This window comes from Anaeromyxobacter soli (genome assembly GCF_022808855.1).
Taxonomy (GTDB): Bacteria; Myxococcota; Myxococcia; order Myxococcales; family Anaeromyxobacteraceae; genus Anaeromyxobacter; species Anaeromyxobacter soli.
Genome location: NZ_JAKZLF010000002.1, coordinates 86,303 through 107,790 on the forward strand (window position 1 = coordinate 86,303; position 21,488 = coordinate 107,790).

12 protein-coding genes are annotated in these 21,488 nt (G+C 74.2%); 8 read left to right on the top strand and 4 right to left on the bottom strand.

Annotated features, from left to right (window positions below):
* Positions 1 to 5 precede the first annotated feature (5 nt).
* Together tkt and glk are read right to left on the bottom strand one after the other, a co-directional pair.
* Complete coding sequence (gene tkt, locus MLV88_RS02620; protein WP_242336298.1) at positions 6 to 2,105, bottom strand: transketolase; 2,100 nt, start codon at positions 2,103 to 2,105, stop codon at positions 6 to 8.
* A gap of 76 nt (positions 2,106 to 2,181) precedes the next feature.
* Complete coding sequence (gene glk / locus MLV88_RS02625) at positions 2,182 to 3,168, bottom strand: glucokinase (RefSeq protein ID WP_242336295.1); 987 nt, start codon at positions 3,166 to 3,168, stop codon at positions 2,182 to 2,184.
* A gap of 168 nt (positions 3,169 to 3,336) precedes the next feature.
* Between glk and MLV88_RS02630 the strand changes: the two genes are divergently transcribed.
* The 3 genes from MLV88_RS02630 (at position 3,337) to MLV88_RS02640 (ending at position 10,715) form a co-directional block, all read left to right on the top strand.
* The gene (locus MLV88_RS02630) at positions 3,337 to 7,002 is read left to right on the top strand and encodes a phosphoketolase (RefSeq protein WP_242336292.1); all 3,666 of its coding nucleotides are present in this window, start codon (positions 3,337 to 3,339) and stop codon (positions 7,000 to 7,002) included.
* Positions 6,989 to 9,838 (top strand): cation-translocating P-type ATPase, encoded by a 2,850-nt coding sequence (locus tag MLV88_RS02635; RefSeq protein WP_242336289.1) that lies wholly within the window; start codon positions 6,989 to 6,991, stop codon positions 9,836 to 9,838. The genes MLV88_RS02630 and MLV88_RS02635 overlap by 14 nt, the downstream gene beginning before the upstream one ends.
* A gap of 214 nt (positions 9,839 to 10,052) precedes the next feature.
* Positions 10,053 to 10,715 (top strand): DJ-1/PfpI family protein, encoded by a 663-nt coding sequence (locus MLV88_RS02640; protein ID WP_242336286.1) that lies wholly within the window; start codon positions 10,053 to 10,055, stop codon positions 10,713 to 10,715.
* Between the two features lie 156 nt (positions 10,716 to 10,871).
* On the opposite strand, the gene MLV88_RS02645 is transcribed toward MLV88_RS02640, so the two are convergent.
* Positions 10,872 to 13,598 (bottom strand): hypothetical protein, encoded by a 2,727-nt coding sequence (locus MLV88_RS02645; protein ID WP_243336744.1) that lies wholly within the window; start codon positions 13,596 to 13,598, stop codon positions 10,872 to 10,874.
* A gap of 884 nt (positions 13,599 to 14,482) precedes the next feature.
* Between MLV88_RS02645 and MLV88_RS02650 the strand changes: the two genes are divergently transcribed.
* Together MLV88_RS02650 and MLV88_RS02655 are read left to right on the top strand one after the other, a co-directional pair.
* Positions 14,483 to 15,766, top strand: a complete 1,284-nt coding sequence (locus tag MLV88_RS02650) for a flavin monoamine oxidase family protein (RefSeq protein ID WP_242370820.1) — start codon at positions 14,483 to 14,485, stop codon at positions 15,764 to 15,766.
* 44 nt (positions 15,767 to 15,810) lie between these two features.
* Positions 15,811 to 17,244, top strand: a complete 1,434-nt coding sequence (locus MLV88_RS02655) for a GuaB1 family IMP dehydrogenase-related protein (protein ID WP_242336277.1) — start codon at positions 15,811 to 15,813, stop codon at positions 17,242 to 17,244.
* Here the strand turns inward: MLV88_RS02655 and MLV88_RS02660 are convergent.
* Positions 17,217 to 17,555, bottom strand: coding sequence for a ubiquitin carboxyl-terminal hydrolase 14 (locus tag MLV88_RS02660; RefSeq protein ID WP_242336276.1), 339 nt, complete (start codon positions 17,553 to 17,555; stop codon positions 17,217 to 17,219). The two genes, MLV88_RS02655 and MLV88_RS02660, sit on opposite strands and share 28 nt — an antisense overlap.
* A gap of 87 nt (positions 17,556 to 17,642) precedes the next feature.
* Here MLV88_RS02660 and MLV88_RS02665 point away from each other — a divergent pair, with 87 nt between their 5' ends.
* From MLV88_RS02665 to MLV88_RS02675, 3 genes are all read left to right on the top strand, one after another.
* Positions 17,643 to 17,927 carry a hypothetical protein gene (locus MLV88_RS02665; protein WP_242360511.1) on the top strand — a complete coding sequence of 95 codons (285 nt, stop codon included), beginning with the start codon at positions 17,643 to 17,645 and terminating at the stop codon, positions 17,925 to 17,927.
* Between the two features lie 112 nt (positions 17,928 to 18,039).
* Entirely contained in the window at positions 18,040 to 19,242 is a 1,203-nt protein-coding gene (locus MLV88_RS02670; protein WP_243336745.1) for a vitamin K epoxide reductase/DsbA family protein, read from the top strand.
* A gap of 160 nt (positions 19,243 to 19,402) precedes the next feature.
* The gene (locus MLV88_RS02675) at positions 19,403 to 21,481 is read left to right on the top strand and encodes a sensor histidine kinase (protein ID WP_242332892.1); all 2,079 of its coding nucleotides are present in this window, start codon (positions 19,403 to 19,405) and stop codon (positions 21,479 to 21,481) included.
* Positions 21,482 to 21,488 lie beyond the last annotated feature (7 nt).

Consider the following 21,488-nt stretch of genomic DNA (forward strand, 5'->3'; position numbering starts at 1 on the left):
GGGCGCTAGCCCTCCCCGCGCGCGAGGAGCGCGCTCGCGGTCGAGACGATCGCGTCCGGCGTGAACCCGAAGCGCGTCTGCAGCGCCTTGAGCGGCGCGGAGGCGCCGAAGGTGCGCATCCCGACGACGGCGCCTTCGCTCCCCACGTAGCGATCCCAGCCGAACGTGGAGGCCTGCTCCACCGCGACGCGCGCCTTCACCTCGGGTGGGAGCACGCTCGCGCGGTACTCCGGCGGCTGCTGCTCGAAGAGCTCGAACGACGGCATGCTCACCACGCGCGCGCGGACGCCCCGCGCCGAGAGCGTCTCCCAGGCCGCGAGGGCGAGGTGCACCTCGCTCCCGGTGGCGAGGAGCAGCAGCGCGGGGCGCCCGCCGGGGGCGTCGGCGAGCACGTAGGCGCCGCGCGCGAGTCCCGACGCCGGGGCGTAGCGGGTGCGATCGAGGATCGGCACCGGCTGGCGGGTGAGCACGAGGGCCACCGGGCCGTAGCGCCGCTGCATCACGACGCGCCAGGCCTCCACCACCTCGTTCGCGTCCGCCGGGCGGAGCGTGACGAGGCCCGGGATCGCCCGGAGGGAGGCGAGGTGCTCCACGGGCTGGTGCGTGGGGCCGTCCTCGCCGAGCCCGATGGAGTCGTGCGTGAAGACGGCGATGACGGGGAGCTCCATGAGCGCGGAGAGCCGCAGCGCGGGGCGCATGTAGTCGCTGAAGACGAGGAAGGTCGCCTCGAAGGGGCGCAGCTTCGTGAGCGAGAGGCCATTCGTCACCGCGCCCATGGCGTGCTCGCGGATCCCGAAGTGCAGGTTCCTGCCGCCGGGGGTGTCCGCCTCGAGGTCCAGGGCGCCGTCGAGGGCGAGGCGGGTCTTCGTGGAGGGCGCGAGATCGGCGGCGCCGCCGAGGAGCCAGGGGACGTTCGCGGCGACGGCGGTCGCGACCTTCCCGGACGCGTCGCGCGTGGCGATCCCCTTCGCGTCGGCCGGGAACGCCGGGAGCCCCCGGTCCCACGCCTCCGGCAGCTCGCGGCGCTGGATCCGCTCGAGCTCGCCGGCGAGGTCCGGGTGGCGCGCCCGGTACGCGGCGAACGTCCGCTCCCACGCGCCGCGCAGGCGCGCGCCGCGGGCCCCGATCCCCGCGCGGAAGTTCTCGCGCACTCCCTCCGGCACGAGGAACCGGCCGTCCTCCGGCCACCCGTAGCGCCGCTTCGTGTCGCGGACCTCGTCCTCGCCGAGGGGCTCGCCGTGCGCCTCGGAGGTGTCCTGCTTCCGCGGCGCGCCCCAGGCGATGTGGCTGTCCACCACGATCAGCGTCGGGCGGTCGCGGGTCGCGCGGAACTGCTCGAGCGCGCGAGCGAGCGCGTCGAGGTCGTTCGCGTCGCCCACGCGCGTCACGCTCCACCCGAGCGCGATGAAGCGGCACGCCACGTCCTCGCTGAAGGCGAGCTCGGTCCGCCCCTCGATGGTGATCCGGTTGTTGTCGTAGATCCAGCAGAGGTTCGGCAGCCGGAGGTGGCCCGCGAGCGACGCCGCCTCCTCGGAGATCCCCTCCATGAGGTCGCCGTCCCCGCACAGCGCGTAGACGTCGTAGTCGAACAGCGTGAGGTCGGGGCGGTTGTACCGGGCGGCGAGCCAGCGGCCGCCGATCGCGAGGCCGACGCTCGTCGCGACGCCCTGCCCGAGCGGACCGGTCGTCGCCTCGACGCCGCTCGTCCACCGGTACTCGGGGTGTCCGGGGCACTTGCTGTCGAGCTGGCGGAACCGCTCGATGTCCGCGAGCTCGACGGCCAGCCGGCCCAGCGTCTCGTAGTCGGGATCGACGGCCTTCACCCCCGCGAGGTGGAGCAGCCCGTAGAGGAGCATCGACGCGTGCCCGTTCGAGAGCACGAAGCGGTCGCGGTCCGGCCAGACCGGATCCTCGGGGTCGTATCGCAGGAAGCGTTGCCACAGCACGTAGCCCACCGGCGCGAGGGCCATGGGCGTGCCCGGGTGGCCCGAGCGCGCCTTCTGGACGGCGTCCATGGCGAGGGTGCGGAGCGTCGCCACCGAGAGCTGGTCGACATCGCGGTCCACCACGGCTCCTGATCTGGATGCGACGCGCGCCGATCGCATCCCCTCGGCGCTCGCGTACCGGATCGTCCTGCGAGTGCGCGAGCGCCCGCACGGACGCGCGCTCCGTGCGCTCTTCTCAACCGCGCGCCGGGACCTCCATCGCGCGGCGCGCGGCGCCGAGGAGCCCGGCGCGGTCGTCGAGGATGACGTGGACCGGGATCTCCTCGAGCAGCGCGGCGAGCCGTCCCTTGTCCGTGAAGACCTCGTGGAACACCCCGCGCCGGAGCCAGGGCAAGATGTGCGGCGCGATGCCGCCGCCGAGGAAGACGCCGCCCGTCGCGAGCACGCGGAGGGCGAGGTTCCCCGCCTCGGCGGCGTACGCCGAGGCGAACAGATCGAGCGCCGCCGCGCAGACGGGATCGCGCCCCTCGAGCGCGGCCGACGACACGGCCTTCGCCGCGCCCGCGCCGGCGATCGCGCGGACGAGCTCCGGCGGCTCCGGGACCCCGCTCCGCTCGCGGAGGAAGCGGTACGCGTCGCCGAGCCCGGGGCCGGAGAGCACGCGCTCCCAGCTCACGCGGCCGTGGCGCGCCCGGAGCCAGCGGAGGAGCTCGATCTCGAGGTCGGTGCGCGGCGCGAAGTCCGCGTGCCCCCCCTCGCTCGGGAGCGCGACGAGGCGGCCGGAGATGGACAGGAGCGCCGCCTCGCCGAGCCCCGTCCCCGCCGCGATCACGGCCCGCGCCGCGGACGGGTCCGGGCGGCCCGCGTGGATCGTCCCGAGCGCGTCCGCGCCGAGCACGTCCAGTGACCACGCGAGCGCCTCGAGGTCGTTCATGAGCACGACCTCGGCGAGCCCGAGCGCCGCCGCGAGGCGATCCGCGTCGACCACCCAGGGCAGGTTCGTGGTCACGACGACGCCGGCCCGCAGCGGCCCGGCCACGCCGAACGCCGCCGAGTCGATGGAGCCGCCCTCCTCGCGCAGGAAGCGCTCCAGGATCTCCTCGAGGCGGCCGAAGCGGTCGCTCGGGTAGATCCGGAGGGCGCGCAGCGCGGGCCGTCCGCCCCGGACGTCGAAGGTGGCGAGGCGGGCGTTCGTCCCGCCGATGTCCCCTGCCAGGATCACGAGCCTCTCCGGGCCGCCTCGATCGTGCGAACCTCGCTCATCGCGTCCCATGCCGCGCCCGAGCGCGCAGGGCTCGTCTCGCACGGGCCATCGGGGCGGTGCGCGCTCCTGGCCTTGCGCGCGAGGCGCGCGGGTCGAAGATCCGGCACCGACGGGGTGCGCCGGCAAATGCCCGATAGGATCCTGGTCCTCAACGCGGGCTCGTCGTCCATCAAGTTCTCGCTCTTCCGCGGGCGCGATGGGGCGCTCGCGGCCGACGTCCGCGGCCAGGTCGACGGGCTCTCGCCCGAGGGCGCGCCGCGCTTCGTGGCGCGCGGGCCGGGCGGCGCGGTGCTCGCGGAGCGTCGCTGGCCGGCGAGCGCGTACCTCGACCACGCGGGCGCGGTGCGGGCGCTCCTCGACTTCGTCCGCGGGGCGGCGGAGGGCGGGGCGCTCGCGGGCGCGGCGCACCGGGTGGTGCACGGCGGCGCCGTCTTCGCCGGGCCGGAGCTCGTCGACGACGGCGTGCTCGCCCGGCTCCAGACCTTCGTCCCGCTCGCGCCACTCCACCAGCCGCACGGCCTCGCGCCCATCCGCATCCTGCGCGAGCTCGACCCGGCGCTCCCGCAGGTCGCCTGCTTCGACACCGCCTTCCACCGCACCCTGCCCCCCGTGGCCGAGCGCTTCGCGCTCCCCGAGGAGCTGCACGCGGCGGGCCTCCGGCGCTACGGCTTCCACGGTCTCTCGTACGAGTACGTAGCCTCGACGCTCGGGTCGCTCGATCCCGCCGCCGCGTCCGGGCGGACGGTCGTCATGCACCTCGGCAGCGGCGCCAGCATGTGCGCCCTGCTCGAGGGTCGCAGCGTCGCGACGACGATGGGGTTCAGCGTGCTCGACGGGCTCTGCATGGGGACCCGCTGTGGCGCGCTGGATCCGGGCGTCGTGCTCTGGCTCGCGAGCGAGCGGGGCCTGGATCCGCGCGCGATCGAGCGGCTCCTGTACGACGAGTCCGGGCTCCTCGGGGTGTCGGGCATCTCGAGCGATCTCCGGACGCTGCTCGCCTCGCCCGATCCGCGCGCGCGGCTCGCCGTGGACCTCTTCGTCTACCGGATCGACCGCGAGCTGGGGTCCCTCGCGGCGGCGCTCGGCGGACTCGACGCCGTCGTGTTCACGGCGGGTATCGGCGAGAACTCCGCCGAGATCCGGGCGCGGGTCTGCCGCGACGCCGCCTGGCTCGGCCTCGAGCTCGATCCTGCGGCGAACGCCGCGGGGGGCCCGCGGATCTCCGGCGGCCGGAGCCGCGTGTCCGCCTGGGTGGTCCGCACCGACGAGGAGCTGATGATCGCGCGGCACGCGCGCCGGATCCTGGCGCGCGCGGTCGCGGGGGAGGGACGAGCCGTGAGCGAGCAAGCGCCGAGGACCCCGGGAATCGCCGACCTGTCCGCGTTCGGGCCTGCGCGCTCCACCGTGCGCGGAGCGCCGCTCGCGCCCGAGGAGGTGGGCCGGATCGACGCCTTCTGGCGCGCCTGCAACTACCTCGCGCTCGGCATGATCTTCCTGCAGGACAACCCGCTCCTGCGCGAGCCGCTCCGCCCCGAGCACGTGAAGAACCGGCTCCTCGGCCACTGGGGCGCGAGCCCGGCCCTGTCGTTCGTCTACGCGCACCTCGACCGGATCATCCGCGCGCGCAACCTGGACGTGCTCTTCCTGGCGGGGCCGGGGCACGGCGCGCCCGGCGTGCTCGGCCCGGTCTACCTCGAGGGCACCTACTCCGAGGTCTACCCGGACAAGAGCCTCGACGAGGAGGGGCTCCGGCGCCTCTTCAAGCAGTTCTCGTTCCCGGGCGGCGTCGGCAGCCACTGCACGCCCGAGCTGCCGGGCTCGATCCACGAGGGCGGAGAGCTCGGGTACGTGCTCTCCCACGCCTGCGGCGCCGCGTTCGACGACCCGGACCTCATCGTCGCGGCCGTCGTGGGGGACGGCGAGGCCGAGACCGGCCCGCTCGCGACGTCGTGGCACGTGAACAAGTTCCTGAACCCGATCCGCGACGGCGCGGTCCTCCCGATCCTGTCCCTGAACGGCTACAAGATCGACAACCCCACCCTGCTCTCCCGCATCCCCTCGGACGAGCTCACGCAGCTCCTCGCCGGCTACGGCTGGACGCCCTTCCTCGTGGAGGGCTCCGAGCCCGAGTCGATGCACCAGGCGATGGCGGCCACCCTCGATCGCTGCGTGGAGCTCGTGCGCGGGGCGCAGGCCGAGGCACGCCGGACCGGCGTCGCCGCCCGGCCGCGCTGGCCGATGATCGTGCTGCGCGCGCCCAAGGGCTGGACGGCGCCGGCCGAGCTGGACGGCCACGCGCTCGAGGGCTCCTGGCGCGCGCACCAGGTCCCCATCCCGGGCGTCAAGCGGGACCCCGCCCGGCTCGCGCTGCTCGAGCGCTGGCTCCGGAGCTACCGCCCCGAGGAGCTCTTCGACGCGGCGGGCGCGCCGGTCGCCGCCGTGCGCGAGGCGGCGCCCCGGGGGCCGCGCCGCATGGGCGCGAGCGCGCGCGCCAACGGCGGGCTCCTCAAGAAGGCGCTCCGGCTCCCCGACTTCCGGGACTACGCGGTGACGGTGGAGTCGCCCGGGGGCTCGCAGGCGGGGAACACCGGTCCGCTCGGCGCCTTCCTGCGCGACGTGCTGCGCGCGAACGACCGGAACTTCCGGTTCTTCTCGCCCGACGAGACCACCTCGAACCGGCTCGACGCGGTGTACGAGGCGTCGGGGAAGCTCTGGCTCGGCGCGAGCCTCCCGGAGGACGCCGACGGCGGCCGGCTCGCCCCCGACGGCCGCGCCGTCGAGGTGCTCTCGGAGCACACGCTCGAGGGGATGCTGGAGGGCTACCTCCTGACCGGGCGCCACGGGCTCCTCGCGTCCTACGAGGCGTTCGTCCACATCATCGACTCGATGTTCAACCAGCACGCGAAGTGGCTCTCCATCTGCAACCGCCTCTCGTGGCGCGAGGAGATCGCGTCGCTCAACCTGCTCGTCACCTCGACCGTCTGGCGCCAGGACCACAACGGCTTCACCCACCAGGACCCCGGGTTCCTGGACGTGGTGGTGAACAAGAGCGCCGAGGTGACCCGCATCTACCTCCCGCCCGACGCGAACTGCCTGCTCTCGGTGGCGGACCACTGCCTCCGGAGCGAGAACTACGTGAACGTGATCGTCGCCGACAAGCAGGTCCACCTTCAGTACCTCTCGATGGAGGCGGCCGTCGCGCACTGCGCGAAGGGGATCGGCATCTGGGACTGGGCGAGCAGCGACGAGGGGCACGACCCCGACGTCGTCATGGCGTGCGCCGGCGACGTCGCCACGCTGGAGGCGCTGGCCGCCACGGCCATGCTGCGGGAGGCGTTCCCCGACCTGCGCCTCCGCTTCGTGAACGTCGTGGACCTGTTCAAGCTCCAGCCGGAGACGGAGCACCCGCACGGCCTCTCCGACCGGGACTTCGACTCGCTCTTCACCGGGGACGCGCCGATCATCTTCAACTTCCACGGCTACCCCTGGCTCGTCCACCGGCTCGCCTACCGCCGCAGGAACCACCCGAACCTGCACGTGCGCGGCTACAAGGAGAAGGGGAGCATCAACACGCCCCTCGAGCTCGCGATCGAGAACCAGATCGACCGGTTCAGCCTGGCCATGGACGTGATCGACCGCGTGCCGCGGCTGCTCGGCCCGGGCGCTCACGCCAAGGAGCGGTTCCGCAACCGGCAGATCCAGTGCCGGCTGCACGCCCAGGAGTACGGCATCGACCCGCCCGACATCGTGGGCTGGCGGTGGCCGGCGGGGGACGCCGTTGGCCGCGATTAGCCCCACGGACGCATCTCCTCAGCGCCGCGCCGTCGCGGACGTCGTCGCCGCGCTCGCGAGCGACGCGCGGCGCGGGCTCTCGGGCGGCGCGGTCGAGGAGCGCCTCCGGCGCCACGGCAGGAACGAGCTGCCCTCGCCGCCGCCGGTCCCCGCCTGGCGACGCTTCCTCGCCCAGTTCGCGGACGTCCTCACGATCCTGCTGCTCGTCGCGACGGTGGTCTCCTTCGTCGCCTGGTGGATCGAGCGGGAGACCCCGCTCCCGTACGAGACGCTCACCATCGTCGCGATCGTCCTCCTCAACGGCGTGCTGGGCTTCGTCCAGGAGAGCCGGGCCGAGCAGGCGGTCGCGGCGCTCCGGGCGATGACCGCCCCGACGGCCCGCGTCCTGCGCGACGGGAAGCAGGAGCTCGTCCCGACCGCCGGGCTCGTGCCGGGCGACGTCCTGCTCCTCGAGGAGGGCGACACGGTCCCGGCGGACGCCCGCGTGCTCGAGGCGATCGCGCTCCGGGTCGCCGAGGCGGCCCTCACGGGCGAGAGCACGCCCGTCTCGAAGGACAGCGCCCCGCTCGCCGTCGAGGCCGGGATCGCCGATCGGACGAACATGGTGTGGAGCGGCACGGCCATCGCCTCCGGCCGCGGCCGGGCCGTCGTCACCGCCACCGGACCCTCGACGGAGCTCGGCCGGATCGCCGGCTCGCTCCAGGAGACCGAGGAGGTCGCGACGCCGCTCCAGCGGGAGCTCGACCGCGTGGGCAAGCAGCTCGGCGTCGCGGTCGTCGCGATCGCGCTCGCGATCAGCGCGACGATCCTGGTGCTGGAGGAGCTGCGGTCGCTCACCGACCTGGTCGACGTGCTGCTCCTGGCGGTCTCGCTCGCCGTGGCCGCCGTCCCGGAGGGGCTCACGGCGATCACGACGATCGTGCTCTCGCTCGGGACGCAGCGCATGGCCGCGCGCCACGTCATCGTGCGCAAGCTCTCGGCGGTCGAGACGCTCGGCTCGACCACGACGATCTGCTCCGACAAGACCGGGACCCTGACCCGGAACGAGATGACCGTCCGCGCCGTCGTCACGGCGAGCGGCGCCGTCGAGCTGAGCGGGACGGGCTACGATCCCACCGGCGAGGTGCGGAGGGACGGCGCGCCGGTGGAGGACCCCGCGCTGCTGGAGGAGGTGGAGAAGACGCTCGGCGCCGGGCGGCTCGCGAGCAACGCCACGCTCGTCGAGCAGGACGGCCGCTTCACGATCCAGGGCGATCCGACCGAGGGCGCGCTCCTCGTCGCCGCGAGGAAGGTGGGGCTCGCCGCGGAGGAGCTCGAGGCGCGCTACCCGCGCGTCGGCGAGGTGCCGTTCTCCTCGGACCGCAAGATGATGAGCACCGCCCACGCGGACGCCGAGCAGGAGCGGGTGCTCGTGTTCGCGAAGGGGGCGCCCGACATCCTGCTCGCGCGCTGCACGCAGGAGCGGGTCGGCCAGGGGACGAGGGCGCTCGGCGAGGAGCGCCGCGCGGAGCTCTCGCGCGCCGTCGACAGGCTCGCCGCGTCGGCGCTGCGGACGCTGGGCGTCGCCTACCGCACGCTGGGCCGGGACGCGGTCACCGGCGAGCTGACGGACGAGGTCGAGCAGGAGCTCGTGTTCCTCGGGGTGGTCGGCATGATCGACCCGCCGCGCCCGGAGGCCCGCGCCTCGGTCGCGCAGGCGCAGGGCGCAGGCGTCCGGCCCGTGATGATCACCGGCGACCACCCGATCACCGCGGCGGCCATCTCCGCCGAGCTGGGCATCGCCGCCGCCGGCGCCAGGGTGCTGACCGGCGCCGAGCTCCAGCGCATGGACGACGAGGCGTTGCGCGAGGCCGCCCGCGACGTCTCCGTCTACGCCCGGGTGTCCGCCGAGCACAAGCTGCGGATCGTCCGGGCGCTGCGCGCGAACGGCGAGATCATCGCCATGACCGGCGATGGCGTGAACGACGCCCCGGCGCTGAAGGCGGCGGACATCGGCGTGGCGATGGGCATCACCGGGACCGACGTCGCGAAGGGCGCCGCCGACATGATCCTCACCGACGACAACTTCGCCTCCATCGTCGCCGCCGTCGAGGAGGGCCGCTCGATCTTCGCCAACATCCAGCGCTTCCTGCGCTACCTGCTCTCGTCGAACATCGGCGAGGTGCTCGTCATGCTCCTGGGCGTGCTGCTCGCCGGGGTCGTCGGCCTCGCGCCCGAGGAGGGCTCGGCGGTCGTCGTCCCGCTGCTCGCGACCCAGATCCTCTGGATCAACCTCTTGACCGACTCGGGCCCGGCGCTGGCGCTCGGGGTCGAGCCCCCGGACCGTGACGTCATGCTCGAGCCGCCGCGCGACCCCCGGAGCCGGGTGATCGACGCACGGACCTGGCTCGATCTCATCCTGGTCGGCGTGGTCATGGCCGCCGGGACGCTCGCGGTGATGGACCTCGCCTTGCCCGGCGGGCTCCTCGGCGGCGGCGCCTCGGCGCCGGGGCAGGGCCTCCGCCGTGCCCAGACCCTGGCGTTCACCACCCTCGTCCTGTTCCAGCTGTTCAACGCCTTCAACGCCCGCTTCGTGGCCCGCAGCGCCTTCCACCGGGCCTTCGCCAACCGCTGGCTCTGGCTCGCGGTGGCGATCTCGGCGGGCCTGCAGGTCGCCGTGGTCCACGCCCCGTTCCTCCAGCGTCCGTTCCGGACCGTCGCGCTCGACGCGAAGGACTGGCTCCTCTGCGTCGCCGTCGCGAGCTCCGTGCTGTGGGTGATGGAGGCGAAGAAGGCGGTGGTGCGGCTCGCCGCGCGGTCCGGCGCCGGGCGGCTGCCGCGAACGCGCCCGGCCTGAGCGCGAAGCGCCGCGGCAACAGGGACGCGGCAGACCTGCTTACCGGTACGTCAGCCGTCTCGGCGCGGCCCAGATGGGCTCGGCGGACGCCCGCGCGCGGGCCGCACGACCGAGCGGCGCGTCGCCCGAGCGGAGCGCGACGCGCCCCGCCGAGGCCCCGACACGGCAGCGCGCGCCGTGCATCGGTGAGGAGAGCTCGACGAGGAGGTACGACATGGCCCCGACTCGCCCGGGGTTCCGCCTGGGCATCTACGTCTTCAAGGACGCCGAGATCGTCGACTTCGCCGCTCCGCACGGCGTCTTCTCGGTGGCGCGCCGGTACGATCCGGAGCTGGACGCGTTCCTGGTCGCGGACGCGATGCGCCCGGTGCAGGCCCAGGCCGGCTTCACGGTCCTGCCGAACTACGGCTTCTCGGACCGCCCTGCGATGGACGCATTCCTGATCCCGGGGGGCTACGGCACGAGGCAGGAGCTGCACAACCGGCGCCTCCACGAGTTCATCCGCAGCCAGCCCCAGGAGACGCTCCTCGTCTCCGTCTGCACGGGCTCCTGGATCTACGGCGCGATGGGCCTGCTCGACGGCCTCCCCGCGACGAACCGCAAGGAGCCGGACCGCGCCGAGGCGACGCCGCCGGGCCTCGTGCCGCTCGAGCGGCTCGCGCGGATCGCGCCGGCGTGCAAGCCGAGCCGCGCCCGCGTCGTCGACGCCGGACGGATCATCACCGCGGGGGGGATCACGTCGGGGATGGAGATGGGCTTCCATCTGCTCCGCCGCGCCGGGTATCCGGAGAGCTTCATCGCCGACGTCGCGCGCGTCATGGAGTACACCGCGGCGTACGAGCTGTACCGGGACGATCGCGAGGAGCCGCGGAGCTGATGGCGCCCGTCGCTTGCGTCGAGCCGTCGCGAGACGCGCGATGCCGTCGCCGAGCCGGGCCCGGGCTCGCCGGTCGCGGTGGACCGGCGGGCGCGGGCCCGGAGCTTCAGGAGCGACGCTCCCGGCGCGGCGGAGCGCGCCGGGAGCGGGCGTCGCCTACAGGCAGGTCGCCGCGCAGGCCGCCGCCGGCGTCGCCGCCTTCAGCGCCTCGTCCGTCGCCTGCAGCACCTCGAACACGAACGTCGGGTTGTGGATGGCGTTCGAGCCGTCGTTCACGAGGCCGAGGTTCCACAGCGACCGCGAGAGGACGCCGTCCACGCCGGCGAGCGCGAACGCGCCCGTCGCGTCCGTGACCTTCCCGGCCGAGGCGCGGACCGTCTTGGTCGAGACCGTTCCCGACGGGAACGTGACGTCCACCGCCGCGACGAGGTTGAACACGATGGTCGTGCCCTCCACGTCGATGCTCGCGATGTTCGTGAGCGCGAGGACGAGCGGCGTGCCCTCAGGGGCTCCGTGGCCCGCGCCCGCGGGCGTGACGGTGAACCCGGCGGTGCCGGCCACCGCGGCCTCGAGGGTCGCGCTGAGCTGCGCGATGACCTGGGCGCGCGCGTTCGCGTACGCCGTCTCGATGGCCTCGCCGTTCACCTCTTCGCCGTGGCACTCCTTGCAGATCGACTTCGCCGCGTCGAAGCCCGCGTCGTTCGTGAAGCCGAACGTGTGGTTCGTGATCGTGTAGCGGAGGCCCTCGACGGCGGTCTTCATGTGGCAGCCGACGCAGGTCTCGGACACGGCGGCGTGGCCGGAGACCTTGTAGCCGTTGGCGTCGCCGATGAAGTACGCGTTCATGCCCATCAGCACCTCGGTCTGGGTCGGCGCGTGCGGCGTCGCGAAGCCCGTCATCGGGACGGCGTCGCCCCTGAGACCGCGGCGGCCGTTGTGGCAGGTCATGCAGAGCGCGCCGGTGCCGGCGCCGGAGACGGTGAAGCCGGCGGCGACGTAGACGGGGGCCTTGCCGTCGATGCGGACGGTGGTGGAGTGCGAGTCGTGGCACGCGGCGCAGGTCTGCGGCTCGACGTTCTCCTTCGTGGCGCCGCTGTCGACCGAGTCCTGCAGCGTGTTCGCGGCGTACTTCACGAAGCCCTGCGCCGAGTGGCAGCGCGCGCAGCTGGAGTTGGCGCGGGCCCCGGTCGACTCGCCGAAGGCGAGGCCGGTGTTCGCGTGGCCGGAGCGGCGCCAGAGCGCGACGCGGTCATGGTTCGTGGGACGGTCGTGGCACACGGCGCACGCGGCGACGCCGTACTCGCCGACCGGCTTCGAGCCGCCGTTCGCGGCGTGGCGGCCGAGCGGACCGTGGCAGCTCTCGCACTGCATGCCGGCGTAGGCCTTGGCGTCCGCGGGGACGAGGTCCCAGGCGCCGTACTGCGGCTCCGTCGTGACGAGGTCGGGGGGAGTGCCGGTGAGGCCGGTGAGGTACTTGGAGAGGTCGGGGAAGGTCCAGCCCGCGGCCTTGGCGACGTCGTCGAAGCCGTCGTTCTGGAGCGCCGCGTTGTAGCCGGTCGTGTGGCACGCCACGCAGTTCTCGCCGTAGTGCGTGCCCTCGGCGCCCGTCATGCCGTACTCGAACGTCGTCATCGCGCCCGGCTCGGTCCAGAAGACGGTCGGGTTCGCCGTGGGCGCCGGGATGGGCTTGCCGTCGGGGCCGGTCTTCCAGACCAGCTGGCCGTTCGCGTCGTACTCCATGTACTTGAAGAAGTGGTTCCCGTGCGCCGAGTTGCTCCACTTCTTGAACTTGAGCGCCATGGCCGCCTGCTTCTCGGCGGACATGAGGTACTCGTGGCAGCCACCGCAGCTCGGGTTCGAGCTGACGTAGTTCGAGACGGCGACGCGGAGCCCGTCGAACCGGTAGACGCCCGGGGCGTCCGCGATGAACCAGGGGAACGCGGTGTCGGCGTCGTTCAGCACGGCGCTCGAGGCGATCGGCTTCTCGGTGAAGACGAGCGCGGCGGCGTTGCCGGGGATGCTGGCGATGACGAGGGTGCCCGTCGGGATGGAGCCGTTGGCCTGGGCGAGCGTCGCCGGGACGACCGCGACGGTGACCTTGCCCTCGAAGCCCATCTGGTCGGTGACGACGACGTCGAAGTTGTACGTCATCTCCGTGAGCTGCCGGTTGCTGACGCCGAGGAACTCGGGGCGGAAGGGCTTCCCTTCCTCGTCGAGCGACGGACCGAACCCGATCACCTTCTTGTCGGCGGCGACGATGTCGGCGAGGGCGCCCGTCGTGAAGGTCGGGGCCTCGACGTCATTCGCGGACAGCGTGACCGCCGTCGGGTTCGTGGTCCGCGGCGTCCACTTGTACGTGTAGGGCGGCGTGCCGCCGGTGACCGTGACGCCGAGGGTGACCTCGCGCTCGAAGCCGGCCGGGTTCGGCGGCTTCGCGGCCTTGAGGACGAGCGGGGAGATCGCGGTGAGCTCGCGGTTCAGGATGTACTCCTTGCCCGCGGCGATCGAGATGTTCGGCACCTCGAGCGTCTTGAAGCCGTTGCCCGAGAAGACGATGGTGTAGACGCCGATGGCGCAGCCCGAGCCGAGCTCGTACTCGCCGTTCGCGTCGGACGTGGCGGTCCCGCACCAGTCCGGAATGCTCGTCACCGTGACGTTCGTCGCCGGATACTCCTTCCCCGCGACCTTGAACGTCAGCTTGCCCATCACCCCACCCGTCGACCTGCCGTCCGCGCCGTCCTGGCCGCTCGGCCCCACTGGTCCCGCCGCGCCGTCCTGGCCGTTCAGCCCGTCCCTGCCGTCCTTGCCGTTCGAGCCACCGGAGCAGCCGGCGAGCGCGAGGACCATCACCAGCGAGAGCACGCGATGCTTCGTCGCATCCATGAAGGGATTCCCCCCAATTACTTAACGTGAAGAGTCGATTCCAGAGACACCGCCGGTCACACGGCCGGCGGTGCCCGCGGTGCACGTGCGAGAGCCGGGCCGCTCGCTCGCTGATCGCCCGCACTCACCGTGTACCGCGTAACGTCGTCACGGCGGCATGGGAGCCCCGCGAGGTCGAGCCGCGCGGCGACGTGTCGTGCGCGCCGAGTGATCCCGTGCCCTTGAGCGCGCCCGTCCCTCCGCCGCAGCCGGCCCGGCGGTCGGGCGTTTTCTGCCAGGGCCACAAGCGGCGATCCGCGACCGGCGGCGTGTGTGGCGGGGTCGCACGGGTGTGGTCTTACCCTGCGTGATTTCACCCGGGGGATTTCACCCACCGGCGTGGTCACGGAACGTCAACCTATGGAAATGCGGGGCGATTCATCGCACTCCTTGGCAGCTCCTTGAATGGTCTGCCGACCGCCGGGAGCACCCCTGGAGGGACGCCCTGCCGCAAGACGGGCTCTGCCGCAGCGACGTCCGCCGACGCGTTGAAGGCGTTCCCGCGGGCTCGCTCACGCCGGGCGCCGTCCTCATCGTCATGCGCGGAGGTGCCACATGCCGAACGAAGGTGGAGAGCGGCCGCGCACTCAGACGAGCGCTCCCGTGAAGCCCGCCCGCACGACGGAGGACGTACCGGCTCCTCGGCGCGACGCTCCCGATGAGAGGATGCCCGCTCGACGGGCGGCCGACGACGACACGGGCGTGGGCGGCGACCGCATGCCGAAGGGCGCGGACGAGCCTGGCGCCGGGCTGTGACCGAACCGGCACGAGCCCCGGCGCGCGGACGGCTCTCCGGCCGGGCAGGCGCGGGGGAAGGCGGGGAGACGTAGCCTGTCCGTGCAGAAATGGCGGCCAGACGCGCACCGCACGTCATCGTCGTGGGAGCCGGCGCGGCCGGGCTCGCGGCGGCCGCGCTGCTCCGCGACCGCGGGGTGGCGGTGACGCTCGTCGAGGCGCGCGATCGGTATGGCGGGCGCATCGACACGCGCCTCGACCCGGTGCTGGGCCTTTCTCTCGAGCACGGCGCCGAGTTCGTGCACGGCCACCCGGACCGGACGCTCGCGCTCGCGCGCCGCGCTCGGGCCGCCATCCGCGAGGTGCCGGACCGGCACCAGCGCCCGCGAGGGAGTCGGCTCGCCGGGATCACGGCCGCGTACGCGCGCGCGCAGGAGCTCCTCGCGCTCGGCACCCGGGACGACGAGAGCATCGGAGCCCTGCTCCGACGCCGCTCCGCCCTGCGACGGTCGCGGGAGGCGATCCCCCTGGCCCGGGAGCTCGTGCGCGGGTTCTACCTCGCCGATCCGCGCACCGCGTCGTCCCTCGCCCTCGCGCGGTTGAGCCGCGGGATGGAGGAGATCGGCGGCGACACCGCCGCGCGGATCGACGGAGGCTACGCGAGGATCCTCTCCCCGCTGGCGCGAGCGCTTCGCGGCGGCGTGCTCCGCCTCGGCATCGTCGTCGAGGAGGTCGGGTGGGGTCGCCGGGAGGTGCGGCTCCGGGCGCGCGGTCGCGCCGGAGGCCGGCTCGCGCCGATCACGGGGAGTCACGCCATCGTGACCCTGCCGCTGTCGATCCTGCGCGACGGCGCGGTCCGGTTCGTCCCTGCGCTGCCCGAGAAGCAAAGCGCCGCGAGGGCCCTCGCGATGGGGCCGGTCGTGAAGGTCCTGCTGCGGTTCCGGCGCGCGCCGTGGGGAGGCCGGCGCCTCGTGTTCCTGCACGTCCCCGGCGCCGCCGTGCCGGTCTTCTGGACGCTCGCGCCCGTGGACGCGCCGGTGCTGGTCGGCTGGGCGGGAGGACCGGGCGCGGCCCGCCTCGCGGGGAAGCGGGAGCAGGACGTCTTGCGGGCGGCGATCCGGTCCGCCTCGCACGGCCTGGGCGTGCCGCCGGCCGAGCTCGAGGACCTGCTCGACGGCGCGGCGATCGCCGACTGGACGCGCGACCCGTTCGCGCGCGGGGGCTACGCGGTCTTCCCGGTCGGCTCGGACGGCGCGTCCGCCGCGCTCGCGCGCAGCGTCGAGGGGACGCTGTTCTTCGCAGGCGAGGCCACCGCCGCCGGGCTGGCCGGCACCGTCGAGGGGGCGCTCCGGAGCGGCGAGCGCGCGGCGCGGGAGGTGCTGGAGACGCTCTGAGCGTTTTCCTTCCCTTGCGACCCCCGTTCGCTTATCGCCTGGTCATGCGCTTCCTCCATCCCGAGCACGACGAGGCCCTCGAGCTCTCCCTCGACGACGTCTTCCTCGTCCCCGACTACTTCGACGGCGGCTCGCGCCTCGACGTGGACCTGCGCCCCGTGGACTTCTCCGGGGGCGCGCACCCGGTCGTGTCCGCGAACATGAACGCGGTCACCGGCAAGCGGATGGCCGAGACCATGGCTCGCCTCGGCGGCCTCGGCGTCCTGCCCCAGGACATGGACCTGGAGACGGCTTCGCGCATCATCCGGCACATCAAGGCCGCCGACCCGCGCTACGACACCCCGCTCGCCGTGTCGCCGCGCGCCACGCTGCGCGACGTCCTCGGCATCATCCGCAAGCGCGCGCACGACATGGTGGTCGTGGTCGACGACGAGCGCCGGCCGCTCGGCATCGTCACGCACGCCGACCTGCGCGACCGGGACCAGTACTCGCCCGTCGGCTCGCTCATGTCGTCGCGCCTCGTGACCCTCCCGGCCGGCACCCCGAACCGGGACGCCTTCCTGCTCATGGAGGATCAGCGCGTGAAGGCCGCGCCGGTCCTCGACGCCGAGGGCCGGCTGGCCGGCGTGCTGACGCGCGACGACGCTGTGCGGCTGGAGCTGCTCGAGCCCGCGCTCGACGCGCGGGGCAGGCTCATGGTCGCCGCCGCCGTCGGGATCTCGGCCGGCGCCGCCGCGGCGGCCGCCGCCCTCGCCGAGCTCGGCGTCGCCGCGATCGTGCTCGACACCGCGCACGGGCACCAGCGCCGCATGATCGAGGCGATCCGCGAGGTGCGCCGCGCCATCGGCGCGCTGCCGCTCGTGGCCGGCAACGTGTGCACCCCCGAGGGCACCCGCGCCCTCCTCGACGCGGGCGCCGACATCGTGAAGGTGAACGTCGGGCCGGGTGCCATGTGCACGACCCGCATGCAGACCGGGGCCGGCCGGCCGACGTTCTCGTCGGTGCTCGCGTGCGCCCGCGAGGCTCACCGGCGCGGGCGACACGTGTGGGCCGACGGCGGCGTGCGCGATCCGCGCGACGTGGCCCTCTACCTCGCCGCCGGCGCCTCCCGCGTCATGATCGGCACCGCGCTCTCCGGCACCTACGAGAGCCCGGGCGACGTGAAGGAGGATCGCGAGGGGCGCCCGTACAAGGAGAACTACGGGATGGCCAGCGCCCGGGCGGTGAGCGATCGCTCCGCGGGGCTCGACGCGTTCGAGCGCGCGAAGAAGGGCTTCTTCCGCGAGGGGATCTCGACGTCGCGGATCTACATCCGCGAGGGGCGCGAGAGCGTCGGCGCGATCCTCGTCGACGTGATCACCGGCGTGCAGTCCGCCTTCACGTACGCGGGCGCGCTGACCGTGCCGGAGTTCCACCGCAAGGCGGTGATCGGCGTCCAGACCGCGGGCGGCTACGGAGAGGGGAAGCCGCGGGGGTGAGCGGCGTAGTGCGTTCGCGGCGACTCCGCGGGGAACGCGGGGATCGCCTCGACCAGCTCCTCGTCCACGTAGCACCACGCCCAGTCCTCTCCCGGCTCGAACGCCTTCGCGACCGGATGCCTCGTCGCGTGGAAGTGGCGGGTGGCGTGCTTGTTCGGTGAGCTGTCGCAGCACCCCACGTGGCCGCAGGTCATGCACAGCCGCAGCTGGACCCACGCGTCGCCGCTCTGGAGGCACTCCTCGCAGCCGAGCGAGCTCGGCGTCAGGGCGTGCGACCTCGGTCGCTGGAGGCTGCTCAGGTGCTCGCACATGCCTGCTCTCATGACGGCGCGGCCCCCGGCGGTCAATCCCGGACGACCCCGCGCCCGCCCGTGCTATGCACAGGAGCTGGAGGTTCCATGACCCGCGCCCTGATCCTGACCCTCGCCGCCCTGCTCGCCGCCCCGGCGCTCGCGGACGAGCCCGCGCCGAAGGCGCCTCCGGCGCCCGCGACCGCCGGCGGCGCCGCGCCCCGCGCCGCGAGCGGCGAGCGCCCCCGGCCGGACGCGCGCCGCGCCACCGACCTGCGCCCTCGCCCGCGGACGGAGGAGCCAGCAAAGAGAGACGGAGCGGCGCCGGCTCGCTCGCAGACCGCGTCGAAGCCGCCGCCGTGCGTCGAGGTGAAGCCTTGCTCGATCGACTGATCGCCGGGGCAGCGCCTGCCGTGCATCCAGCGCGTGCAGCCGCGCGCACGACGCTTCTCCGGGAACACGTCACCCTCTCGGCCCTCACCGCGACCGCTTACCCTCACCGTCCATGAAGAGAGCACGTCAGAAGACGTCGCGGCGCCCCGGCGGCGTCCCGCCCGACCGTCGTTCGCCCGCCAGGCCGCTCGTGGCGGCGCTCGGGCTCGCCCTGCTGGGCGTGGCCCTGGCTGCCCTCCTCGCGCGCCTGCACGCTCGCGCGCACGCGGGGTACTCCAGCTTCTGCGCCATCAACGACGTCGTGAACTGCGATCGCGTGGCGTTGAGCCGGTTCTCCGTGTTCCTCGGGCTGCCCGTCGCGGCCTGGGGCGTCCTGGGCTACGGCCTCGCCGCCGGGCTCGCCGCTCGGGCGCTCGTCCACGCGCGGCGCGGTCGCCCCCTCGCCCGGGGGCTCCTGTTCGGCGTGGCGGCGACCGCGGTCGCGGCGTCGATCGCGCTCGCGATCGTGAGCGAGGCCGCCATCGGCGCGTGGTGCCTGCTCTGCGTGGCCTCGTGGCTCACGGCCGTCGCGCTCCTCGCGGCGGCCTGGCGCGCCTGCCCGGCCGGCCCCGCCGCCGCGATCGCGGCCGACCTCGCCGCGCTCCGCGCGCGCCCGGCGAGGTCCGCGGCGCTCGCGGTCGTGCTCCTCGCCGCCGTCGCGGGCGCGCGGGCCGCATACCCGCGCTACGCGTCCGTGGCGCCCGCGCCTCCCGCCGCGCGCGCCGGCGCGCCGGGGACCCCGACCCCGAGCCCGGCGGCGGCTCCGGCCCCCGGCGACCGCGTCATCGTCGAGTTCAGCGACTACGAGTGCCCGTTCTGCGCGCGCGCCCACGAGCAGCTCGCGCTCCTCCGCGCGGCGAGGCCGGACCTGGAGATCGTCCGCCGGCACTTCCCCCTCGACGCCGCGTGCAACCCCGCCCTGAAGCGCTCCATCCATCCGTCGGCGTGCTCCCTCGCGCGCGCCGCGATCTGCGCCGAGGCGCGGGGCCGCTTCGAGCAGATGGACGACGCGCTGTTCAAGAACCAGCAGGACAAGGCGCCGGTGGCGACCCTCGCGGCTCGCCTCGGGCTCGACCTCCCCGCGTTCGAGGCGTGCCTCGTGTCGCCCGCGACGGAGGCCCGGCTCTCCCGCGACGTCGCGGACGCGATGCGCGCCGGCGTGCGCGCGACGCCGTCGTACGTCGTGGGCGGCAAGGTCTACGCGGGCGAGCTCCCGCGGGAGCTCTGGAGCGCGCCCCCGGCCGCCCAGCCTCGCGCCCGCGCCGCCGAGCGCTGAGGCGCCGAGGGAGCGCGGGACCGGAGCTTCGTGGACGACCGCCGCGCCGAGCGCCCGCCTCGGTGGGCGCGCGTGCGCGATCGGCGTCGGTGTGGGAACAACGGCGCTCCGCGGCGGATTGGAACAGGGGACGACGGTGTCCCCCTGGACTCCCTTGGACGTGCTTCGACGCATCGGTGAGCGGTTGCGCAGCGACACGGTCGTCGCCCGCTACGGGCTCGCCGTCACGCTGGCCACCGCCGCGATCGGGCTCACGCTCGTGCTCTCGCCGGTGTTCCCGCACACGCTGACGGTGCTCGCGCTGGGGGCAGTCGCGGTGAGCACCGCGACCTGCGGCGCGGGCCCCGGGGTGCTCGTCATCGTCCTCGTCGTGGGCTGGTTCACCGCCTTGGTGGCGCCCACGCTCGATCGCGGCGAGGCGCTGCACTTCGTGCTCTTCGCGCTGGTGGGCGCCCTCATCGTCCGCACGAGCGGCTCGGCGCGCGCCTCGCTCCGCGCCGCCGTCGGCCTGCGTCGCGAGGGGGCGCGGCGGGTGCGCGCGCGGCTCGAGTCGCTGCGCGCGGTGACGCGCGCCGTGGACGAGGGCGTGTACGCCATCGGGCGGGACGGCCGCATCACGTACCTGAACGCGGCCGCGGAGCGCATGCTCGGGTACCGGAGCAAGGAGCTCGTCGGCCTCGAGATGAAGGCGGCGCTCCGCTGCAACCGCATCGAGGGGACCTGCTCGGGGAAGACGTGCCGGCTGCTGAACGTGATGGCCACCGGCCAGCCGCACCGCGGCGCCGACGACACGCTCACGCGCAAGGACGGCTCCTGCTTCCCGGTGCGCTACAGCTCCGCGCCCATCACCCGCGGCGGCAGGATCGTCGGCGCCGCCATCGCGTTCCAGGACATCACGGAGGAGCGGCGCGCCGCCAAGCGGGAGCGGTTCCTCGCGATCGCGACCGAGCAGCTCGCGAGCTCGCTCGGCTTCGACGAGACGCTCGCCCGGTCGGCGCGCGTCGCCCTCCCGCACCTCGGCGACTGGTGCGCGGTGGTCCTCGCCGGCGAATGCGGCGCCGCCGGTCGGGTCGCGGTGGAGGCGCTCGATCCGGCGCGCGCGCACGAGGGGTACGAGATCCTGCGCCGCACTCCCGTCGCTCCGCTGGCGGAGGACGGGTTCGGGATCGAGGTCCGGACGAGCGCACCCGAGCTCATCCGCGAGGTGGACAACCTCTCCGACCACGACGGCTCGACGGCTCGCGCACGCGAGGAGCTGCTCCGGAGGGTGGGCGTCCGGTCCTTCATGTCCGTCCCGCTCCGCGCGCGCGACCGGGTGCTCGGGACCATGGACTTCGGCATCGCGGGCTCGAGCAGGCGGTTCGACGCGGAGGATCTCGGCGTCGCCACGGAGCTGGCGCGCCGGTGCGCGCTCGCGATCGACAACGCCCGGCTCTACCAGCAGGCGCAGGACGCCATCCGCGCCCGCGACGACACCCTCGCCATCGTGTCGCACGATCTCAGGAACCCGCTCTCGGCCATCCGGATGGCCGCGAGCGTCGCCGCCGGGAGCACCGCGCCCGGCACCCCCGCCCGGAAGGCTTCCCAGTCCATCGAGCGCGTGTGCAACCGCATGAACCGCCTCATCGGCGATCTCGTCGACCTCGCGTCGATCGACGCGGGGCGGCTCTCGATCCTGCGCACCGCGATCTGCCCGGCGGGGCCCGTGGACGACGCCGTGGACGCGATCCGGCCGCTCGCGGAGCAGCTCGGCGTGCGCCTCGAGCTCGACCTCGCCGTCGACCCGCCGCGCGTGTGGGGCGACCGCGACCGCCTCCAGCAGGTCCTCGTGAACCTGCTCTCGAACGCGGTGAAGGTGAGCGCGCGCGGCGCGTCGGTCCGGCTGCGGTCCCGCGCGCTGCCCGGCACGGTGGTGTTCTCCGTGAGCGACCGCGGACCGGGGATCCCCCTCGAGCACCAGGCGCGCATCTTCGACCGGTACTGGCGCGATCCCTCGGTTCGCTACACGGGCACGGGCCTCGGCCTCTCGATCGCCCGCGGGATCATCGAGGCGCACGGCGGACGGCTGTGGGTCGTCAGCAGGCCCGGCGCCGGAGCGACGCTGCGGTTCACGATCCCGCTGGCGCCCGAAGCCGAGGTCGCGGAGCCGGAGCGCGCTCCCAGGGCGCCGGGCGCCGGCGCAGCCCCGGAGGTCGGAGCGTCGCGGTGGGCGATGGAAGGGGACCGGCGCGGGGCGTGAGACCGAC